The sequence below is a fragment of the Azospirillum sp. TSH100 genome, assembly GCF_004923295.1.
Taxonomy (GTDB): domain Bacteria; phylum Pseudomonadota; class Alphaproteobacteria; order Azospirillales; family Azospirillaceae; genus Azospirillum.
Window position 1 is genome coordinate 1,034,146 of the sequence record NZ_CP039634.1, and the last position, 18,095, is coordinate 1,052,240.

The window sequence follows — 18,095 nt, forward strand, 5'->3', positions numbered from 1 at the left end:
TTCAAACGTCGTGTCTACACCGTCCCCAGCGGACCAATATTGGAAACGTTCCACCATGCAACTCTCCGTCAAAGGCAAGCAGCTCGATGTGGGTGACGCTCTGCGCACCCATGTGGCCGACAGCCTGAACGCCGTGGTCGGCAAGTACTTCGACAAGCCGATCGAGGCGAACGTCGTCCTGACCAAGGACGCGCACCTCTACAAGGCCGACATCCAGGTCCATGTGGGCCGCGGGATCGTCCTGCAGAGCGCCGGCGACGCCACCGAACCCTACCCGGCCTTCGACATCGCCTGCGAGAAGCTGGCCAAGCGCCTGCGCCGCTACAAGCGCCGCCTGCGCGACCACCACGCCGCCGAGAACGGCGCCGCCGTGCCGGCGAGCTACCGCGTGCTGGAGGCCGAGGCCGACGAGCATCACGACGAGGCGGAGACTGCGGCCGATGGCGCCGCCCACCCGATGGTCGTCGCCGAGATGGAGACGAGCATCGCCACCCTGTCGGTCAGCGAGGCGGTTATGCGCCTGGAACTGGCGCAGGCTCCGGCTCTCATGTTCCACAACGGTGCGCATGGCCGTCTGAACATGGTCTACCGCCGCGCCGACGGGAACATCGGCTGGGTCGATCCGGCGGAGAAGGCCGGCGCCTGACGGCGCCGACCCGTCCCTCTGGTCAAGAAGCGTCATGCTCGACCTCATTTCTCCGCACGCCATCCTCCCGAACCTGAAGGCCGGCAACAAGAAGCAGGCCCTGCAGGAGATGGCGCGCAAAGCGTCCGAGCTGACCGGTCAGCACGAGCGGGCGATCTTCGACGTGCTTCTGGAGCGCGAAAGGCTGGGCACGACCGGCGTGGGCCATGGCATCGCCATCCCGCACGGCAAGCTGTCCAGCCTGGACCGCGTCCATGGCGTCTTCGCCCGTGTCGAGCGGCCCATCGATTTCGATGCGATCGATGAGCAGCCGGTCGACCTGATCTTCCTCCTTCTCGCCCCGGAACAGGCGGGAGCCGACCATCTGAAGGCCCTTGCCCGCGTCTCGCGCCTTCTGCGGGACCAGTCCATGTGCGAGAAGCTGCGCGGAGCCCAGTCGGGCGACGCGATGTACGCGCTCCTGACCCAGCACGAGCCGAGCCCGTCCAACTGACGGGCCGCCGGTGAGGGGCAGATAGCCAAAGGGCCGCCGCACGTCCGTGCGCGGCCCTTTTTCTTTGGCAGTGGATGCACCAATTGGTGTGGGGCCGGGCGGCCTGCTACACTGGGCCGAGCCGACATGACCGACGGGGACCACGGCCATGGGAAACGCACAGCGCAAGCCCTGGATTTCGCCGCAGGCTTACCTCGCCGCCGAACGCAGCGCCGAGGTCCGCCACGAGTATGTCGATGGCGAGATCTTCGCGATGGTCGGGGCGAGCCTGAACCATGCACGGATCGTGGCGCGCCTCGGGTATGCGATCCGGCAGGCGGCGCTGCGTCGTGGGTGTGATGCGTTCACCAACGATGTGAAGGTCAGGGTGGAGGCGGCGAACGCCTACTACTATCCCGACATTGTGGCGACCTGCGCCGCTGACGACGACCCCTATGTCGTCAAGGATCCGGTCCTGGTGGTGGAGGTGCTGTCCGACAGCACTGAGGCCATCGACCGCCGCGAGAAGCGGACCAACTATCAGAAGATCCCGTCCCTGCGCGAGATCGTGCTGGTCTCGCAGAGCGAGCGTCTGGTCGAGATCTACCGCCGCGATGGCGCTGGCTGGACCGTCGATGTCGTGCGCGACGGTCCGGTCATGCTGGCTGCGTTGGACCTGACCATTCCACTCGACGCTGTGTACGAGGACTGAGGGAAGCCGGCGCTTTAAAAATACCCCCCTCCCTCGGCTGTCATCCCCGCGAAGGCGGGGATGCAGGCTTACGGCCCAAGCGGCTGAAACGGCTGGATCCCCGCCTGCGCGGGAATAGCGGTCGATATGAAGATTCGTCAGCTTCGGGCGGATGGTGCCCTCACCCCCGCTCCGCCCAGCCCATGTAGTTCACGTCCAGATCGCGCGCGTTCAGCCGGAACTCGTCGCTCAGCGGGTTGTAGGTGATGCCGGTCAGGTCGCGCATGCCCAGCCCGTACGGGCGGACGATGGCGTTCAGTTCGGACGGGCGCAGGAACTGGCGCCAGTTGTGGGTGCCGCGAGGCAGCCAGCGCAGGATGTATTCCGCCCCGACGATGGCCAGCGCGAAGGATTTCGGCGTGCGGTTCAGCGTCGCCAGGAACAGCACGCCGCCCGGCGCCAGCAGCTCCGACAGCGACTTCACGAACAGGGGCACGTCGGCGACATGCTCGATCACCTCCATCGCCAGAACCACGTCGAATGTTTCGCCGCTGGCCGCCAGGGCCTCGGCGGTGGTGGCGCGGTAGTCCACCGTCGTGCCGGTCTCGGCGGCGTGGGTGGCGGCGGTCTTGATGTTCTTCTCCGACGCGTCCACCCCGACCACCTCGGCGCCCATCCGCGCCAGCGGTTCGGCCAGCAGGCCGCCGCCGCAGCCGATGTCGACGATGCGCAGGCCCGCCAGCGGGTTCGGCGCCAGCGGGTCGCGGCCAAGCCGCTTGCAGACGCTGTCGCGGATGTAGGTCAGGCGCAGCGGGTTCAGCCGGTGCAGCGGCTTGAACTTGCCGGTCGGATCCCACCATTCAGCGGCGATGGCGGAGAAGCGGGCGACATCCTCCGGATCCACGGTTCCACCGCCGAGTCCGCCAGCGGGAGCGGTTGCGGACGCGTGCGGGAAGGCGGAGGATGAGGCGGCCATGGTAAAATTCCGTAAACTGTGAGGCGGGACGGGTGCGGGCAACTTGCCTCGCTTCCAGCGACGGAGTATGGATACGCCGCCCCGCGCCGGCAACGGTGGAGCGGGGGTGCGCTCAGCCGACCCGCATGATCCAGACATCATGACCGGGCGGCCAGACATGGTGTGAGGTATGGCGCGGATCGTCCTGAAGTTCGGAGGCACGTCGGTCGGCGACATCGACCGCATCAAGAACGTGGCCCGGAAGGTCGAGCAAGAGGTGAAGGCGGGGCATCAGGTCGCCGTCGTCGTGTCGGCGATGTCCGGCGTGACCAACCAGCTCGTCAAATACTGCAACGACATCGACAAGCTGCACGACGCGCGCGAATATGACGCGGTTGTCGCGTCGGGCGAACAGGTGACCTCCGGTCTCCTGGCCGTTGCCCTCCAGTCGCTCGGCATTCCTGCCCGCTCCTGGGCCGGCTGGCAGATTCCGATCCGCACCGACGACACGCACGGCAAGGCGCGCATCGTCTCGATCGACACCACCGAAATGGAAAAGTCCTTGCAGACCGGCGAAGTCGCCGTGGTCGCGGGCTTCCAGGGCGTGTCGGCGCAGGGCCGCATCACCACGCTGGGCCGCGGCGGCTCGGACACCTCGGCGGTGGCGCTGGCGGCGGCGGTGAAGGCTGACCGCTGCGACATCTACACCGACGTCGACGGCGTCTACACCACCGACCCGCGCATCGTCACCAAGGCGCGCAAGCTCGACAAGATCACCTACGAGGAGATGCTTGAGCTGGCCTCGCAGGGGGCGAAGGTGCTTCAGACCCGCTCGGTCGAGATGGCGATGAACCACCGCGTGCGCGTGCAGGTGCTGTCGAGCTTCGAAGCGGCGGCGGGCAGTTCGCTTCCCGGAACCCTGGTTGTTGACGAGGACGAGATCGTGGAAAAGGAAGTTGTTAGCGGCATCGCCTACAGCCGCGACGAGGCGAAGATCACCCTGGTGGGCGTCGCCGACCAGCCGGGCGTCGCCGCCGCCATCTTCGGTCCGCTGACCGACAACGCCGTCAACGTCGACATGATCGTCCAGAACGTGTCGGAAGACGGCAAGTCCACCGACATGACCTTCACCGTCGGCAAGGCGGACATCGCCCGCGCCGTGAAGGTGCTGGAGGACGCGCAGTCGACCCTGAACTACAAGCGCATCGTCTCCGATGCCAATGTGGTCAAGGTGTCGGTCATCGGCGTCGGCATGCGCAGCCATGCCGGCGTCGCCCAGCGCATGTTCAAGGCGCTGGCCGACAAGGGCATCAACATCCAGGTCATCTCGACCTCGGAGATCAAGATCTCGGTCCTGATCGCCGAAGAGTATGCGGAACTGGCGCTGCGCGCCCTGCACACCGCCTACGGCCTGGACGCCGCCTGATCGCAGGTGGGTGGGAACCCGGATGCCGGGGACCGCAACAGCAGGAGAGGGCCGGCCATGACCGACGCCACATCGCACGCGGCGGAAGCATTGGCCCAAGCCCGTCTTGAGCAGTCCCGTCCTGACGGTGCCGGCCCGAACCGCGCCCGTCTCGACCGGCTCTGGCAGCGGGGGCGGGATTTCCTCGGTACCCGTACCGCCGTGATGGGCGGTGCGATGAGCTGGGTGTCGGAACGGCATCTGGTCTCCGCCATTTCCAACGCCGGCGGTTTCGGCGTTCTGGCCTGCGGCTCTATGGCCCCGGACCAGCTGGCGGTGGAGATCGCAGGCACCAGGGCGCTGACCGACAAGCCGTTCGGCGTCAACGTCATCAATATGCATCCGGCACTCGACCAACTGATCGACGTCTGCCGCGAGCAGGGCGTCGGTCATGTGGTCGTCGCCGGCGGCCTGCCGTCCGGCGCCACCCTGCGCCGCATCAAGGACGGCGGGGCCAAGGCGATGGCCTTCGCCCCGACCCTGACCGCCGGCCGGCGGCTGGTGAAGCATGGCGCCGACGCGCTGGTGATCGAGGGAACCGAGGCCGGCGGCCATATCGGCCCGGTCTCCACCACCGTTCTGGCCCAGGAGATCCTGCCCGACCTGCGCGAGGTGCCGGTCTTCGTCGCCGGCGGTATCGGCCGGGGCGAGGCGATCCTGTCCTATCTGGAGCTGGGGGCGGCCGGCGTGCAGGTCGGCACCCGCTTCGTCTGTGCCACCGAATGCGTGGCCCATCCCAATTTCAAGCAGGCCTTCATCCGGGCGTCCGCCCGCGACGCCCAGCCGTCGGTGCAGATCGACCCGCGCTTCCCCGTCATTCCGGTGCGGGCGCTGGCGAACGAGGCGTCCAAGCGCTTCATGGAATTCCAGCGCGACGTCATCGCCAAGGTCGACGCCGGCGCCATGAGCCGTGACGAAGGCATGCTTGAGATCGAACATTTCTGGGCCGGCGCCCTGCGCCGCGCAGTGATCGAGGGCGACGTGGAGACCGGCTCGCTGATGGCCGGGCAGAGCGTCGGGCTCGTCACCCGGGAGCAGCCTGTGGCCGAAATCCTGGCCGAATTGATCGCCCAGGCCGAATCGGCGCTGGCACGGCGGGCGATGGATGAGGCATCGTTAAGCCTGATGGCGGAGCCGACGGTGGGAGCGCTGTAGCGATGACCGACACCCTCGACACGGCAGCCGGTGACGGCGGTATGGGTGGGGGTGTGCATCCCCGTTTCGACGGCACCTCGTCGCGCCGGCTGCTCGCCCGGCTGCGCGACATCATGGCCGGGTCGGGGTCGGGGCAGGACCGGCTGGACAAGATCGTCACGCTGATCGCCGCCGAGATGAAGGCGGATGTCTGCTCCTGCTACGTCATGCGCGCCGGTGAGGTGCTGGAACTGTTCTCCACCGAGGGCCTGAACAAGACCGCCGTCCACAACACCCGGCTCAGGGTGGGCGAGGGCATCGTCGGCTACATCGCCGGCCACGCCCGCCCGGTGGCGATGGACAACGCGCCGTCCCATCCCAGCTTCGCCTACCGCCCGGAAACCGGGGAAGACCCGTTCCAGTCGCTGGCCGGCGTGCCGATCCTGCGCGGCAGCAAGGTGCGCGGTGTGCTGGTGATCCAGCACAAGGACCGCCGCCGCTATGTCGAGGAGGAGGTCGAAACCCTCCAGACCATCGCCATGGTCGTCGCCGAGCTGGTGGCGCAGAGTGAACTGGTCAACCCGGTGGAGGTCACCACCACCGGCGATCCCGTGCTGCTACCCGCCCGCCTGTCGGGCACGGCGATGAGCGCCGGGCTGGCCATGGGCCTCGCCGTCATCCACCGGCCGCAGCTGACCGTCCGCCAGATGGTGGCGGAGGATGCCGACGCCGAACTGGAGCGCTTCAACGCGGCGCTTCAGACCATGCACAGCGCCATTGATGATCTGCTGGAGGCGGCATCGCTGGCGGGCCTCAGCGAGCCGCGTGACATCCTGGAGACCTACCGGATGTTCGCCGAGGACCGTGGCTGGCTGTCGCGCATCCGCGAGGCGATCCGCGTCGGCCTGACCGCCGAGGCCGCGGTGCAGCAGGTGCAGAACGACACCCGCGCCCGCATGAGCCATCTGACCGATCCCTACATCCGGGAACGGTTGATGGATTTCGAGGATCTGACCAACAGGTTGCTGCAACATCTGGCCGGCAAGACCAGCGGCACCGATGGCGCCACCCTGCCGGACGACATGATCTTGGTCGCCCGCTCCATGGGCCCGGCCGAACTGCTGGATTACGACCGCACCCGCCTGCGCGGCCTGCTGCTGGAGGAAGGGTCGCCGGCCAGCCATGTCTGCATCGTCGCCCGCGCGCTCAACATCCCGGTGGTGCAGGCGGCCGATGCGTTGAACCGGATCGAGCCGCTCGACCAGTTGATCGTCGACGGCGACCATGGGCAGGTCTTCATCCGTCCGGCCGAAGACATCCAGATGGCCTTCGGCGAGGCGGTGGCGTTGCAGCACCGCAAGGAGCAGATGTATGCGGAGATCCGCAACCTGCCCTCGGTGACGCGCGACGGGGTGCCGATCTCCATCCAGCTGAACTGCGGCCTGCTGATCGACCTGCCGCACCTGACCGCCAGCGGGGCGGAGGGGGTCGGGCTCTACCGCACCGAAATCCCCTTCATGGTCCGCGCCTCCTACCCCGACGTGACGGCGCAGACCACGCTCTATTCCCGCATCATGGACGAGGTCGGCAACAAGCCGGTCGTCTTCCGCACGTTGGATGTCGGCGGCGACAAGATGCTGCCCTACATGACCGGTGGCGAGGAGGAGAATCCGGCGCTGGGCTGGCGCGCCGTGCGCATCGGCTTGGACCACCCGTCGCTGCTGCGCCAGCAGCTGCGGGCGTTGCTGCTGGCCGCCGCCGGTCGGCCGCTGTCGGTGATGTTCCCGATGATCGCCGAAGTCGCCGAGTTCGACGGCGCCCGCCGCCTGCTGGAACTGGAGCTGAAGCGCTTGGCCGCCCAGGGGATCGAGCCGCCCAGCAGCCTGCGTGTCGGCACCATGCTGGAGGTGCCGTCCCTGTTGTGGCAACTCCCGGCCCTGCTGCCCAAGCTGGATTTCCTGTCGGTCGGATCCAACGACCTGACCCAGTATCTGTTCGCCGCCGACCGCGGCAACCCGCGCACCTCGACCCGCTACGACCCGCTGTCGCCGTCGATGCTGTGCGTGCTGCGCCGTCTGGTCGACGAATGCACCCGTCACAGGGTCTCGCTCAGCATCTGCGGCGAGATGGCCGGCCGGCCGCTGGATGCCATGGCGCTGATCGGCGTCGGCTTCCGCACCCTGTCGATGTCGCCGCCCTCGGTCGGGCCGGTGAAGACCATGCTGCGTTCGCTCGATGTCGCCGCCCTGCGGCAATACATGAGCGGGCTCTACACCGGGGCCGACCACAGCCTGCGTGACAAGCTGAAGACCTTCGCCAAGGACCATGGCGTTTTGATCTGAGGGGCGTGCTGATCTGAGCTGCGCTAACCGCAGTCGGGAAATCAATCGCTCACCGTGACACGGGATATCGCCGCTTCACGCTCGGCGAAGGAGGCGCGTGCCTGCTCGATCTCGGCATGGTGCGTCTCCGCCCAGATCCATACGCCGCAGAATGCCGCTCCCAAACTCTCGCCGAGCGGCGTGAGCGTGTAATCCACATGGGGTGGGATGACCGGATGAACCGTGCGCCGTACCAGGCCGTCCTTCTCCATCTGGCGCACGGTTTGGGTCAGCATCTTCTGGCTGATCCGACCGACGACCTTGCCGAGTTGCGTGAAGCGCAAGGTGCCATGCTCATGCAGGGCCTCGAGGATCAGCATGGTCCATTTATCGGCCACCTTGCCGATGATGTCGTGAACCAGGGCTTCTATGGCCGGATCGACCGTCTCGGGAGCCGGCTGCCTGCGCCGTGCCTCGATCTGCGGGTCAGGCAAAGCCTTGCGCATCCTACACTCTCCTTTTGGTGCGTATAAATCTTTTTGGTGCCTACTTTTACATGGAGAGTGTGAGCGATACCTTCAAAGCGGACAACAGCGAAAGTCACGCTCATGAAAATCCAAGGTAATACCATCCTGATCACCGGTGGCGGCTCAGGGATCGGCAAAGCTCTGGCCTATCGTTTTCATGATCTCGGCAATACCGTGATTGTCGCCGGCCGTCGAAAAGATGTGCTGCAAGAGGCAGTTTCCGGTCGGCCGAACATGCACGCGATGACCTTCGATGCCGACAGCGCCGCGGGTGTCGCCGACTTCGCGCGGCGGGTGACGGCGGAGCATCCGGCACTCAACGTGCTGATCAACAATGCCGGGATCATGCGCTACGAGGCGCTGGATCGGCAGCGCGATCTTGGCGATGCGGAGGCGACGGTCGCGACCAACCTGCTCGGCCCCATCCGGCTGACCGATGCCTTGATCGAGCATCTGGGCCGCCAGCCCGATGCGGCCCTGGTCAACGTCACCTCCGGCCTTGCCTTCGTGCCGCTGGTTGCCGCCCCGACCTACTCGGCGACCAAGGCGGCCATGCACAGCTACACGGTCGCCCTGCGCGAAGCGCTGAAGGGCAAAATCGAGGTCATCGAACTGGTGCCGCCGGCTGTCCAGACCGATCTCACCCCAGGGCAGGCCACCCGTCCGGGCTACCTGCCGCTGGCCGACTTCATCGACGAAGTGATGGCGCTGTTCCAGCAGCAGCCGACCCCGCGCGAGATCCTGGTGCAGCGCGTCGCCTTCCAGCGTCAGGCCGAGGCGGAGCATCGCTTTGACGAGGCGGTGACGACGCTCAACGACATGGCCCGCAAAGCGCGAGAGGCGCAACAGTAAGGATGCGAAGCGGGTGGCGTCGTCCGGATGTAAAAAAGCGGAGCCGCGAAGGCTCCGCTTTCTTATTTCGCTCAAATGACCACACCACAGACATCACACGTCCAGGTTCGACACCTTCAGCGCGTTGTCCTGGATGAACTCGCGGCGCGGTTCGACGACGTCGCCCATCAGGGTGGAGAAGACCTCCTCCGCCTGATCGGCGTGGCTGACGCGGACCTGCAACAGCGAGCGCTTGGACGGGTCCAGCGTGGTTTCCCACAGCTGGTCCGGGTTCATCTCGCCCAGACCCTTGTAGCGCTGGATGGTGACGCCGCGGCGGCCCAGCTCCATCACCGTGTCGAACAGGGCGACGGGGCCGGTCAGGGCACGGCTTTCCTTCTGCTTCTCGAAGGCCTTGCCGGCTGTGCCGAACACCCGCTTCAGGTCGGCGGCCAGCGCGTCGAGACGGCGGGCCTCGACGCTCTTCAGCAGGTCGGTGTCGAACAGGTGGCGGTGGGTGACGCCGCGCCGGGCGCGGATCACGGCATAACCACCCTGGGGCAGGGCCTCGCCGCGCCAGCCGCCGTCGGCGTCCAGCGCGTTCATCCGCTCGGCCACCGCCTGCGCCGCGGCCTCGGCCGCCGCCTTGTCGTCGGCCAGGGCGGCGGACAGAGTGCCGGCGACCGCCGCCTGCTCCACCACCATGGCGTTGCCGACCTTGCGCGACAGCGTGTCGATCGCCGGCCGCGCGGTGCGGGCCTGTTCGACCAGACCGGCCAGTTGATCGCCGATCAGCAGCGTGCCATCCGCCAGCCGGACCGACAGGTCGCCCAGCGCCGCCTCGACCAGATACTCTTCCAGCGCCCGGTCGTCCTTCAGGTAGCGTTCCTTGGCGTTGCCGCGCTTGATGCGGTAGAGCGGCGGCTGGGCGATGTAGAGATAGCCGCGCTCGATCAGGTCGGGCATCTGCCGGAAGAAGAAGGTCAGCAGCAGGGTGCGGATGTGGCTGCCGTCCACGTCCGCGTCGGTCATGATGATGATCTTGTGGTAGCGCGCCTTGTCGGCGTTGAACTCGTCGCTGATGCCGGTGCCCAGCGCCGCGATCAGCGTGCCGATCTCCGCCGACGACAGCATCTTGTCCAGCCGCGCCCGCTCCACGTTCAGGATCTTGCCGCGCAGCGGCAGGATGGCCTGGGACTGGCGCGAGCGGCCCTGCTTGGCCGAACCGCCGGCCGAATCGCCCTCGACGATGAAAAGTTCCGACAGCGCCGGATCACGCTCCTGGCAGTCCGCCAGCTTGCCCGGCAGCGACGACATGCTGAGCGAGCTTTTCCGCGTCATCTCGCGCGCCTTGCGGGCGGCCTCGCGGGCGGCGGCGGCCTCGACCACCTTCTGGACGACGCGCTTGGCGTCGGCCGGATGCTCCTCGAAATACTGGGCCAGTGCCTCGCCCACAACCGCCTCGACGACGGGACGGACTTCGCTTGATACCAGCTTGTCCTTGGTCTGGCTGGAGAATTTCGGATCGGGAACCTTCACCGACAGGACGCAGGTCAGGCCTTCACGGGCGTCGTCGCCCGACAGGTTGACCTTCTCCTTCTTGGCGATGCCGGATTCGGCCGCGTAGTTGTTGATGGCGCGGGTCAGCGCCGCGCGGAAGCCGGCGAGGTGGGTGCCACCGTCCTTCTGCGGAATGTTGTTGGTGAAGCAGAGCGTCGTCTCGTGGTAGCTGTCGTTCCACTGCAGCGCGCATTCCACCGTCACCACGCCGCCATGCTCGGTCGGGCGCTCGCTCTTCAGCGTGATCGCCGGCTTGTGCAGCGCCGTCTTGGACCGGTCGAGCCAGCTGACGAAGGCCTCCAGGCCGCCTTCGTAATGCAGGTCCTGCACCTTCGGCTCCACCCCGCGCGCGTCGGTCAGCAGCAGGCGGACGCCGGAGTTGAGGAAGGCCAGCTCGCGCAGCCGGTGTTCCAGCGTGGCGAAATCGAACTCGATGTTGGTGAAGGTCTCGGCCGAGGGCATGAAGGTGACTTCGGTGCCCGACAGCTGCTTGCCCTTCTCCGGTACCATCGGCGCCTCGCCGACATCGGCCAGCGGCGCCTCGGCGTTGCCGTGGCGGAAGCGCATGCTCCAGGTCCGGCCGCCGCGCCAGATGCGCAGATCGAGCGTCTCGGACAGCGCGTTCACCACCGACACGCCGACGCCGTGCAGGCCGCCGGAGACCTTGTAGCTGTTCTGGTTGAACTTGCCGCCGGCATGCAGTTGGGTCATCACGACCTCGGCCGCCGAGACGCCTTCCTCCGGATGGATGTCGGTCGGGATGCCGCGGCCATTGTCGCGCACCGTGACCGATCCGTCGGCGTTCAGCACGACCTCGACCTTGTCGCAATAGCCGGCCAGCGCCTCGTCGATGGCGTTGTCGACCACCTCGTACACCATGTGGTGCAGGCCGGAGCCGTCATCGGTGTCGCCGATGTACATGCCGGGGCGTTTGCGCACGGCATCGAGCCCGCGCAGAACGGTGATCGACTCCGCCCCGTAGTCCGCCTGCTGGGGCTCCGACTGCGGGAGGTCGTTCTTCAGTGCTTCCTGTGCCATGCGTCGACTATAACAGATTCGGTTGCGGATTCGGCGGTTTAGCGTGGGCGAAGACGCCTTTTTTTTGGGTCTTGGCCCGAATTTCCACCCCTATCCGGGGCGGATGTGGGCGTCTTCGATGTGGAAGCGGCGGGCATCCTCGCCAAGGGGGTCGAAAACCCCCTCGTCGGTGCCGGTCATCCAGGCCTGGGCGCCCAATGCCAGGATTTCGCCGAACAGCGCGGCACGCCGGTCGGGATCGAGATGGGCCGCAACCTCGTCGAGCAGCAGGATCGGCGCCGCGCCGCGTTCAGCCGCCAGCAGCCGGGCGTTGGCCAGTACGATGGCGATCAGCAGGGCCTTCTGCTCGCCGGTGGAACAGAGCCCGGCCGGCATGTCCTTGGGCGCATGGCGGACGGCGAGGTCGCTCTTGTGCGGTCCCGCCAACGCACCGCCGCCGTCGGCATCGGCACGGCGACCGGAGCGCAGACTATCGCGCAGCGCATCCTCCGCCGCCAGGGCCGGGCCCTCGTCAAGCCATTGCTCCACTGTGCCGGCGACGGCGAGGTCGGCGCCGGGGAAGGGACCGACCGAGCGGGCGCAGGCGGCGCGCAACCGCTGCACCACCTCGCGCCTTGCGGCGGCGACGGCGATGCCGGTGGTCGCCATCTGGTCCTCCAGCGCGCCGAGCCAGCCCTCGTCGAAACGGCCGTCGCGCAGCAGCCGGGCGCGTTCACGCAACGCATGCTCATAGCGCGACAGCCGGCCGGCATGGGCGGGGTCGAAGCCGAAGACCAGCCGGTCGAGGAAGCGCCGCCGTCCGCTCGACCCTTCGAGAAACAGGCGGTCCATCTGCGGGGTCAGCCAGACCATGGCGACATGGTCGGCCAGCGCCGTCTGGCCCTTGGCCGGGTGGCCGTCGATGCGGACCAGCCGGCGGTCGCGGTCCGAGGCGCGGTTGCCGTCATGCGGTTCGCGGCCGGTGCCGATCTCCACCGGACCCAGCGGGGTGTCGAGCGTCGCCGCCACCGCCCAGCCCGCGCCGGGGGGCGAGCCCAGCCGTTCCACCTCGGCCAGCCGGGCGCCGCGGATGCCGCGGCCGGGGGCGAGGAAGCTGACGGCCTCCAGCAGATTGGTCTTGCCGGCGCCGTTCGGGCCGATCAGCGCGACGGGACGGCGGTCGGGCTCCAGCCGAGCGGAGTCGTAGCCGCGGAAACGCGTCAGCGTCATCCGCCTGACCGCAAGGGCCGGAGCCAAAGCCTGAGTTGCGGCGGGCACCGGGCTGCCGCCGCTCATCGAAACTGCCGTGTGCTGCAACTGGTCCGTTCCGCCTGGGGCGGGGAGGATCCCCGCAGCCCCATCACACGCGCATCGGCATCAGGACATAGAGCGCGGTGGAGTCGGCGACGTCGCGGATGATGGTCGGCGACGCGGCGTCGGCCAGCGTGAACTGGGCGCCCTCGCCCTCGATCTGCTGCGTGATGTCCAGCAGATAGCGAGAGTTGAAGCCGATTTCCAGGGGGGATTCCTGGTAATTGACCTCCAACTCCTCGGTGGCGCTGCCCGATTCCGGGCTGGTGGCCGACAGGGTCAGGGCACCGCGGACCAGCGACAGCTTCACCGCCCGGCTCTTCTCGGTGGAGATGGTGGCGACGCGGTCGACGGCAGCGGCGAACAGCTTGGCGTCGACTTCCATCACCTTGTCGTTGCCGACCGGGATCACCCGCTCATAGTCCGGGAAGGTGCCGTCGATCAGCTTGGAGGTGACGACGACGCTGTCGAAGCCGAAGCGGATCTTGTTGTCGGACAGCGACAGCTCGATGCGGTCGGCGGCCTCATCGACCAGCTTGCGGATTTCGGTGACGGTCTTTCGTGGAATGATGACGCCGGGGATACCCTCGGCCCCGTCCGGCAGCGGCATCTCGACCCGCGCCAGCCGGTGGCCGTCGGTGGCGACGGCGCGCAGCACCGGCGTTTCCAGGCTGCCCATCTTGCTCTTGGCGGCGTGCAGGTAGATGCCGTTCAGGTAATAGCGCGTCTCCTCGGTGGAGATGGCGAAGCGGGTGCGGTCGATCAGACCGCGCAGGTCGGCGGCGGCGACCGAGAAATTGTGCTTCAGCTCGCCGCTGGACAGCTGTGGGAAGTCCTCCACCGGCAGGCAGGACAGCTTGAACTGCGAGCGGCCGGCGCGCAGCGTCAGGATGGTGCCGTCGCCGCCGATGTCCAGCTCCACCTGGCTGCCGTCGGGCAGCTTGCGGACGATGTCGAACAGGGTGTGGGCCGGGGCGGTGGTCCCGCCGGGGCGGCCGACCGTCGCGGGGACGGTCTCGACGATCTCCAAATCCATGTCGGTGGCGGCCAGCGACAGTTCGCCGTCGCCCGCGCGCAGCAGGACATTCGACAGGATCGGAATGGTGTTCCGCCGCTCGACCACACTCTGCACGTGACCCAGGGAACGGAGAAGGGCGGCGCGTTCGATGGTGATGTTCATGCTGGCGTCGTCTCGGCGGGAGGAGTGACTGGAAAGCGGAACCACCGGGGTTGCAGGCCGTTGTCCGGCCGTCCCGCCCCGAGCGGGCGCGCATCATACCACATCGACGGGTGCGTCGAACCAAATTGTTGCGGCCAAGGCCTTCGGCAGAAGGGGGATTCACGCCTCCGCCCGCCGCCGTCCCTCATGCAGCCGCAGAATGTCGACGAAGTCGGCGCTCTGCCAGTTGCGCGACCGGCTCAGCTCGCGGCGGACGCTTGCGACGAAGGCATCGATCACCGTCCATTCGTCGGCCGTGATCTCCCCGTCCCCGTCCAGATAGCTGTGAACGACCCGGTGCAGACCCTGGCTGACCGGACTGATCCAGCCGTCCACCGTCTCGTCCATCGCCGCCATCAGCCGGCGGATGCGCAGCATGTGCGCCATGCGGTGGGCCGGCCTTTCCTGCGGTTCGGCCTTCATCGCCTGGATGAAGGCGAGGCGCCCGGTCTCCACCGCATAGAGGCGCAGCGACTTCAGCTCCGGGTTGGCGTAGCCGGCGTTGCCAAGATAGCGGCCCCAGCGCCACACCAGCTCCAGCAGCCAGACGATGTCCTCATGGTCGGGAACCGGAGCGTGACGGGCGTTCATCGCCGCCTGCAGCCGGGCGGCCAGCGCCGGCATCACCGTGCCGGTCAACTCGCGGCTGACCGCCGCCAGCTCCGCCCGCAAGGCCGGGCCGGTGGAGCGGCTGGCCAGGAAGCCGGTGCCGGCCAGCGCGGTCAGCGCCCGGTCGAAGCGCTCCACCGCCTCGTGCAGCAGGGCGCGGGTGGGGACAGGGGCGGACAGCACGCCACCGTCCCCAATCTCCCCATTTGAGATGTCCATGTCGCCGAACATGCCGTCCACCACCTCGCGGATGGCGGTGCAGGCTGCCTGGAAATGGCACAGCAGGGCGCGTAGCAGCGGGTGCGACTCGCGCACCGCCGGTCCGCCCGAACCGACATGCTCGCGGACATGACGCAGGAACACGTCGTAGCGGCGCTTGACGTTCAGCCCGTAGAGCGGGGCGAACCAGGCCAGCAGCTGCGACTGGTCGCGGAAAGGCAGACCGAGATCGCGCACCCGGCGGACGAAGCCGACCATCAGCGCCGACTGGCAATCCACTTCCGCCGAGCGCGGGTCACCGGCGCCCTGCATCTCCCCTATCCGCATTTCATCGATGTCGCGGCGCATGCGCTCGGTCAGCGGCACCAGCACCTCGTTGTGCTCCAGCAGGGCGCGGACGAAGCCCAGCAGATCGCCGTCGATCGGCGCCTTGCGGCCGAGATACTGGGTGCGCAGCCTCGCGTCGTGCAGTGCCTCGTCATTGGCCAGCGCCAGGAACCGGTCGGTCAGCTTCCGGTCGGCGGCCATGGCGTAGAGGAAGTCCAGCGCCTCCTTGCGCATCAGCTCCCGCATCACCATCGCGTCAGGGCTGGCCAGAACGGCGTCCAGCATCGCTTCGCGCGACAACTCGTCCAGGCGGCTCTGCACCTCCGCCGCCAGTCCCGGGAAGGCGTAGCGGGTCAGCGCCGCCCAGATGCCACCCATGTCCACCCGCTGGACCAGCGCCGGCACCGACTCGGCCGAACGGTAGAGGATGGGGTCGTCGACCAGGAAGGGCTCGAACAGGCTGGTGAAGAGCCGTCGCGCCTTCATCGGCCTCAAGCGGTTGAAATGATCGACCAGCGCATCGCGCAGATGCCGCGCCCGCTCGCCGTTCGGACTGGGGGTCCCTTCGACCGCGTCCAGCACCGACCGGATGGCGTGCATGGGAATGCGTGCGACGACCTCGTCCATCTGGCGGCGGAAGGCGGCGGCATCCACACCGTCGCCGCCCGGCGATGGGCTTGCGGCTGGAGCGGAGAGGGTGGCCGTCGGCGTGCTGTTCATGCGCACAACACCTCACGGGATGGTCGTCGCCTGGACGCTTATGATCCCGGGAGATTATTAAATATCTTTTGCTAATTCCACGCGAGTCTTCGGCTTTTATTGTGATTATCGGAATATGTCATGGAATTGCTTTGTTACCTTAGCTTTACCTATTGCCCTGATCTTGGCTGGAGCCCCGCAGCCAGTTGGGCCTCCAGCCCGGCGCGATAGTCCGGGTAGGTCAGGGAAACGCCGAGCTGGCGCTTGATGCGGTCGTTCTTCACCCGTCGGCAATCGGCATAGAAGCTGGCGGCCATCGGCGACATTTCCGCCTGATCGAACGGCACCAGCGGCGGCGGCTCCACCCCCAGCAAGCGGCAGGCATACTCCACCACCTCGTGCGACGGGCTGGGCAGATCGTCGGCGACGTTGTAGATGGCGCCCAGCGTCGGCCGCGCCATCGACGCGCGCAGCGTGTTGGCGATGTCGTCGACATGAATGCGGCAGAAGACCTGACCCGGCTTGTCGACCCGCTTGGCGATGCCGTCGCGCACGGAATCGATGGCGCTGCGGCCGGGCCCATAGATTCCGGCGAGCCGGAACAGATGCATCGGCACGCCATACTGGCGGTACAGGTTCAGCCAGCCGCGTTCCGCCTCCACCCTACGCTTCTGCCGCTCGCCGGTCGGCTTCAGCCAGGACGCCTCGCTGACCCACTCGCCGCCGGTGTCACCATAGACGCCGGTCGTCGACAGATAGCCGGCCCAGTCCAGCGTGCGCAGGTCGGCCAGATCGCGGGCATGCTGGTCCAGCACCGGGTCGCCCTTGCCGTCGGGCGGGATGCTGACCAGCAGATGGGTGGTGCCGGCCAGCGCCGCGGCAGCGTCGGCCAGCGGCCGGCCGCGGTCGAACAGGAAGGCTTCGATGCCCTGGGCCTCCAGCTCCGCCTTCTTCTCCTCGCTGCGGCAGGTGGCGGCGACGCGCCATCCCTCGGCGCGCAGCCTGTCGGCGAAGACGCGGGCGCTGTAGCCGAGGCCGAAGACGAACAGGCGGGGATCGGTCATCACGGGCGGTTCCGGTTGGGGCGGGGGCGGCGAACTGTGCAACAGCGGGAACGGGCCTGCGGGCTTGCGCCCCGCCCGGCGATGGCGGAGTGTAAAGGCACCATGACCCGACGCAATCCCTACCTTTCCGCCGCTTCCCTTTCCGCCGCGCTGGCGATGGGGCTTTTCGCAGTCCTTCCGGCCCCCCTGTCGGCGGCCCAGGCCACTGCTCCGGCTGCCACTGCTCCGGCTACCACCGCTCCTGCCGCCGGCGCCTCGTCAGCTCTCGACCGCAATCGCGAGCTTCAGGCCTGCGCCGCCAAGGCGGAGGCCAATCCCGACGGCGCCCGCGCCGACGCCAAACGCTGGCAGGAGCAGGGCGGCGGCGACTCCGCGAAGCTCTGCGAGGCGCTGGCGCTGTTCCATGCCGGCGACTTCAAGGCCGCCGGTACCCAGCTGGAGGCGCTGGTGCCGACACTGGGCAAGGACGATCCCAGGGCCTCCGCCTCGCTGCTCGGCCGCGCCGGCTGGGCGTGGCTGCGCGCCGGCGACCAGGCGCGGGCGGAGCGGCTCTACAGCGCGGCACTCGACAAGACGCCGGGCGACGTCGACCTGCTGATCGACCGCGCCTTCGCCCGGGCGGAGGGGGAGCGCTTCTGGGACGCCATCGCCGATCTGGACGCGGCACTGACGCGCGATCCAAAGCGGGCCGACGCCTATCTTTACCGGGCGAGCGCCCACAAGGCGCTGTCCAACTACCGGCAGGCGTTGGCCGACATCGACTCCGCGCTGGAACTCAAGCCCGGCGATCCGGAGGCGATCCTGCTGCGCGGCAACGTCAAGGCGCTGGGCGGCAATCTGGTGGCTGCGCGTGATGACTGGTCGCTGGCCCGCCGCGTCGCCCCCGACAGCGAATGGGGCCGCGCCGCCGCCGACAACCTCGCCCGCACGGCGGAAGTGGCAGGGGCGACAGGTAAGGATAAGGCGGAGAAGAAGGTGCAGTGAGGGGCTGACGTCGTCTCAAATCATCATCCCCAACGAAAAAGCCC

15 protein-coding genes are annotated in these 18,095 nt (G+C 67.8%); 8 read left to right on the forward strand and 7 right to left on the reverse strand.

The annotated features are described in order from the left end of the window. Positions 1 to 55 precede the first annotated feature (55 nt). The 3 genes from hpf to E6C72_RS05005 all read left to right on the forward strand — a co-directional run bounded on the left by hpf (position 56) and on the right by E6C72_RS05005 (position 1,830). Entirely contained in the window at positions 56 to 646 is a 591-nt protein-coding gene (gene hpf / locus E6C72_RS04995; RefSeq protein ID WP_109442918.1) for a ribosome hibernation-promoting factor, HPF/YfiA family, read from the forward strand. Positions 647 to 680: 34 nt separating this feature from the next. Further along, entirely contained in the window at positions 681 to 1,139 is a 459-nt protein-coding gene (gene ptsN, locus E6C72_RS05000; RefSeq protein WP_109095955.1) for a PTS IIA-like nitrogen regulatory protein PtsN, read from the forward strand. Positions 1,140 to 1,287: 148 nt separating this feature from the next. Then, positions 1,288 to 1,830 (forward strand): Uma2 family endonuclease, encoded by a 543-nt coding sequence (locus E6C72_RS05005; RefSeq protein ID WP_109442919.1) that lies wholly within the window; start codon positions 1,288 to 1,290, stop codon positions 1,828 to 1,830. Between the two features lie 160 nt (positions 1,831 to 1,990). On the opposite strand, the gene ubiG is transcribed toward E6C72_RS05005, so the two are convergent. Next, on the reverse strand, positions 1,991 to 2,785 hold the full coding sequence (ubiG, locus tag E6C72_RS05010; RefSeq protein ID WP_247875931.1) for a bifunctional 2-polyprenyl-6-hydroxyphenol methylase/3-demethylubiquinol 3-O-methyltransferase UbiG: 795 nt from the start codon (positions 2,783 to 2,785) through the stop codon (positions 1,991 to 1,993). A 169-nt stretch (positions 2,786 to 2,954) separates the two neighbouring features. On the opposite strand from ubiG, the gene E6C72_RS05015 reads away from it, so the two are divergent. The 3 genes from E6C72_RS05015 to ptsP are packed head-to-tail and all read left to right on the forward strand — an operon-like array spanning position 2,955 to position 7,705. Further along, positions 2,955 to 4,190: an aspartate kinase gene (locus tag E6C72_RS05015; protein WP_109442920.1), complete on the forward strand. Its 1,236-nt coding sequence runs from the start codon at positions 2,955 to 2,957 to the stop codon at positions 4,188 to 4,190. 57 nt (positions 4,191 to 4,247) lie between these two features. Next, positions 4,248 to 5,384 (forward strand): nitronate monooxygenase family protein, encoded by a 1,137-nt coding sequence (locus E6C72_RS05020; RefSeq protein WP_109442921.1) that lies wholly within the window; start codon positions 4,248 to 4,250, stop codon positions 5,382 to 5,384. 2 nt (positions 5,385 to 5,386) lie between these two features. Beyond that, complete coding sequence (gene ptsP / locus E6C72_RS05025) at positions 5,387 to 7,705, forward strand: phosphoenolpyruvate--protein phosphotransferase (protein WP_371298431.1); 2,319 nt, start codon at positions 5,387 to 5,389, stop codon at positions 7,703 to 7,705. Positions 7,706 to 7,746: 41 nt separating this feature from the next. On the opposite strand, the gene E6C72_RS05030 is transcribed toward ptsP, so the two are convergent. Continuing rightward, the gene (locus tag E6C72_RS05030; protein WP_109442922.1) at positions 7,747 to 8,190 is read right to left on the reverse strand and encodes a helix-turn-helix domain-containing protein; all 444 of its coding nucleotides are present in this window, start codon (positions 8,188 to 8,190) and stop codon (positions 7,747 to 7,749) included. 102 nt (positions 8,191 to 8,292) lie between these two features. Between E6C72_RS05030 and E6C72_RS05035 the strand changes: the two genes are divergently transcribed. Further along, on the forward strand, positions 8,293 to 9,063 hold the full coding sequence (locus E6C72_RS05035) for an SDR family oxidoreductase (protein ID WP_109442923.1): 771 nt from the start codon (positions 8,293 to 8,295) through the stop codon (positions 9,061 to 9,063). Positions 9,064 to 9,156: 93 nt separating this feature from the next. On the opposite strand, the gene gyrB is transcribed toward E6C72_RS05035, so the two are convergent. From gyrB to E6C72_RS05060, 5 genes are all read right to left on the reverse strand, one after another. Then, entirely contained in the window at positions 9,157 to 11,640 is a 2,484-nt protein-coding gene (gene gyrB / locus E6C72_RS05040) for a DNA topoisomerase (ATP-hydrolyzing) subunit B (RefSeq protein WP_109442924.1), read from the reverse strand. A gap of 90 nt (positions 11,641 to 11,730) precedes the next feature. Continuing rightward, positions 11,731 to 12,915 carry a DNA replication/repair protein RecF gene (gene recF, locus E6C72_RS05045; RefSeq protein WP_109442925.1) on the reverse strand — a complete coding sequence of 395 codons (1,185 nt, stop codon included), beginning with the start codon at positions 12,913 to 12,915 and terminating at the stop codon, positions 11,731 to 11,733. A 64-nt stretch (positions 12,916 to 12,979) separates the two neighbouring features. After that, entirely contained in the window at positions 12,980 to 14,110 is a 1,131-nt protein-coding gene (gene dnaN, locus E6C72_RS05050; RefSeq protein ID WP_109442926.1) for a DNA polymerase III subunit beta, read from the reverse strand. A gap of 159 nt (positions 14,111 to 14,269) precedes the next feature. Further along, complete coding sequence (locus E6C72_RS05055) at positions 14,270 to 16,024, reverse strand: hypothetical protein (RefSeq protein WP_109442927.1); 1,755 nt, start codon at positions 16,022 to 16,024, stop codon at positions 14,270 to 14,272. Positions 16,025 to 16,173: 149 nt separating this feature from the next. Continuing rightward, complete coding sequence (locus E6C72_RS05060) at positions 16,174 to 17,067, reverse strand: SDR family oxidoreductase (protein WP_109442928.1); 894 nt, start codon at positions 17,065 to 17,067, stop codon at positions 16,174 to 16,176. 102 nt (positions 17,068 to 17,169) lie between these two features. Between E6C72_RS05060 and E6C72_RS05065 the strand changes: the two genes are divergently transcribed. Next, positions 17,170 to 18,051, forward strand: coding sequence for a hypothetical protein (locus E6C72_RS05065; RefSeq protein WP_109442929.1), 882 nt, complete (start codon positions 17,170 to 17,172; stop codon positions 18,049 to 18,051). Positions 18,052 to 18,095 lie beyond the last annotated feature (44 nt).

Excerpts from the sequence above, each read along its gene's own strand:
- gyrB (WP_109442924.1), bottom strand. The coding sequence starts at position 11,640 with ATGGCACAGGAAGCACTGAAGAACGACCTCCCGCAGTCGGAGCCCCAG.
- E6C72_RS05030 (WP_109442922.1), bottom strand. The coding sequence starts at position 8,190 with ATGCGCAAGGCTTTGCCTGACCCGCAGATCGAGGCACGGCGCAGGCAG.
- hpf (WP_109442918.1), top strand. The coding sequence starts at position 56 with ATGCAACTCTCCGTCAAAGGCAAGCAGCTCGATGTGGGTGACGCTCTG.
- ubiG (WP_247875931.1), bottom strand. The coding sequence starts at position 2,785 with ATGGCCGCCTCATCCTCCGCCTTCCCGCACGCGTCCGCAACCGCTCCC.
- recF (WP_109442925.1), bottom strand. The coding sequence starts at position 12,915 with ATGAGCGGCGGCAGCCCGGTGCCCGCCGCAACTCAGGCTTTGGCTCCG.
- E6C72_RS05060 (WP_109442928.1), bottom strand. The coding sequence starts at position 17,067 with ATGACCGATCCCCGCCTGTTCGTCTTCGGCCTCGGCTACAGCGCCCGC.
- E6C72_RS05005 (WP_109442919.1), top strand. The coding sequence starts at position 1,288 with ATGGGAAACGCACAGCGCAAGCCCTGGATTTCGCCGCAGGCTTACCTC.
- E6C72_RS05065 (WP_109442929.1), top strand. The coding sequence starts at position 17,170 with ATGACCCGACGCAATCCCTACCTTTCCGCCGCTTCCCTTTCCGCCGCG.
- E6C72_RS05015 (WP_109442920.1), top strand. The coding sequence starts at position 2,955 with ATGGCGCGGATCGTCCTGAAGTTCGGAGGCACGTCGGTCGGCGACATC.
- ptsN (WP_109095955.1), top strand. The coding sequence starts at position 681 with ATGCTCGACCTCATTTCTCCGCACGCCATCCTCCCGAACCTGAAGGCC.
- E6C72_RS05055 (WP_109442927.1), bottom strand. The coding sequence starts at position 16,024 with ATGAACAGCACGCCGACGGCCACCCTCTCCGCTCCAGCCGCAAGCCCA.
- E6C72_RS05020 (WP_109442921.1), top strand. The coding sequence starts at position 4,248 with ATGACCGACGCCACATCGCACGCGGCGGAAGCATTGGCCCAAGCCCGT.
- E6C72_RS05035 (WP_109442923.1), top strand. The coding sequence starts at position 8,293 with ATGAAAATCCAAGGTAATACCATCCTGATCACCGGTGGCGGCTCAGGG.
- dnaN (WP_109442926.1), bottom strand. The coding sequence starts at position 14,110 with ATGAACATCACCATCGAACGCGCCGCCCTTCTCCGTTCCCTGGGTCAC.
- ptsP (WP_371298431.1), top strand. The coding sequence starts at position 5,387 with ATGACCGACACCCTCGACACGGCAGCCGGTGACGGCGGTATGGGTGGG.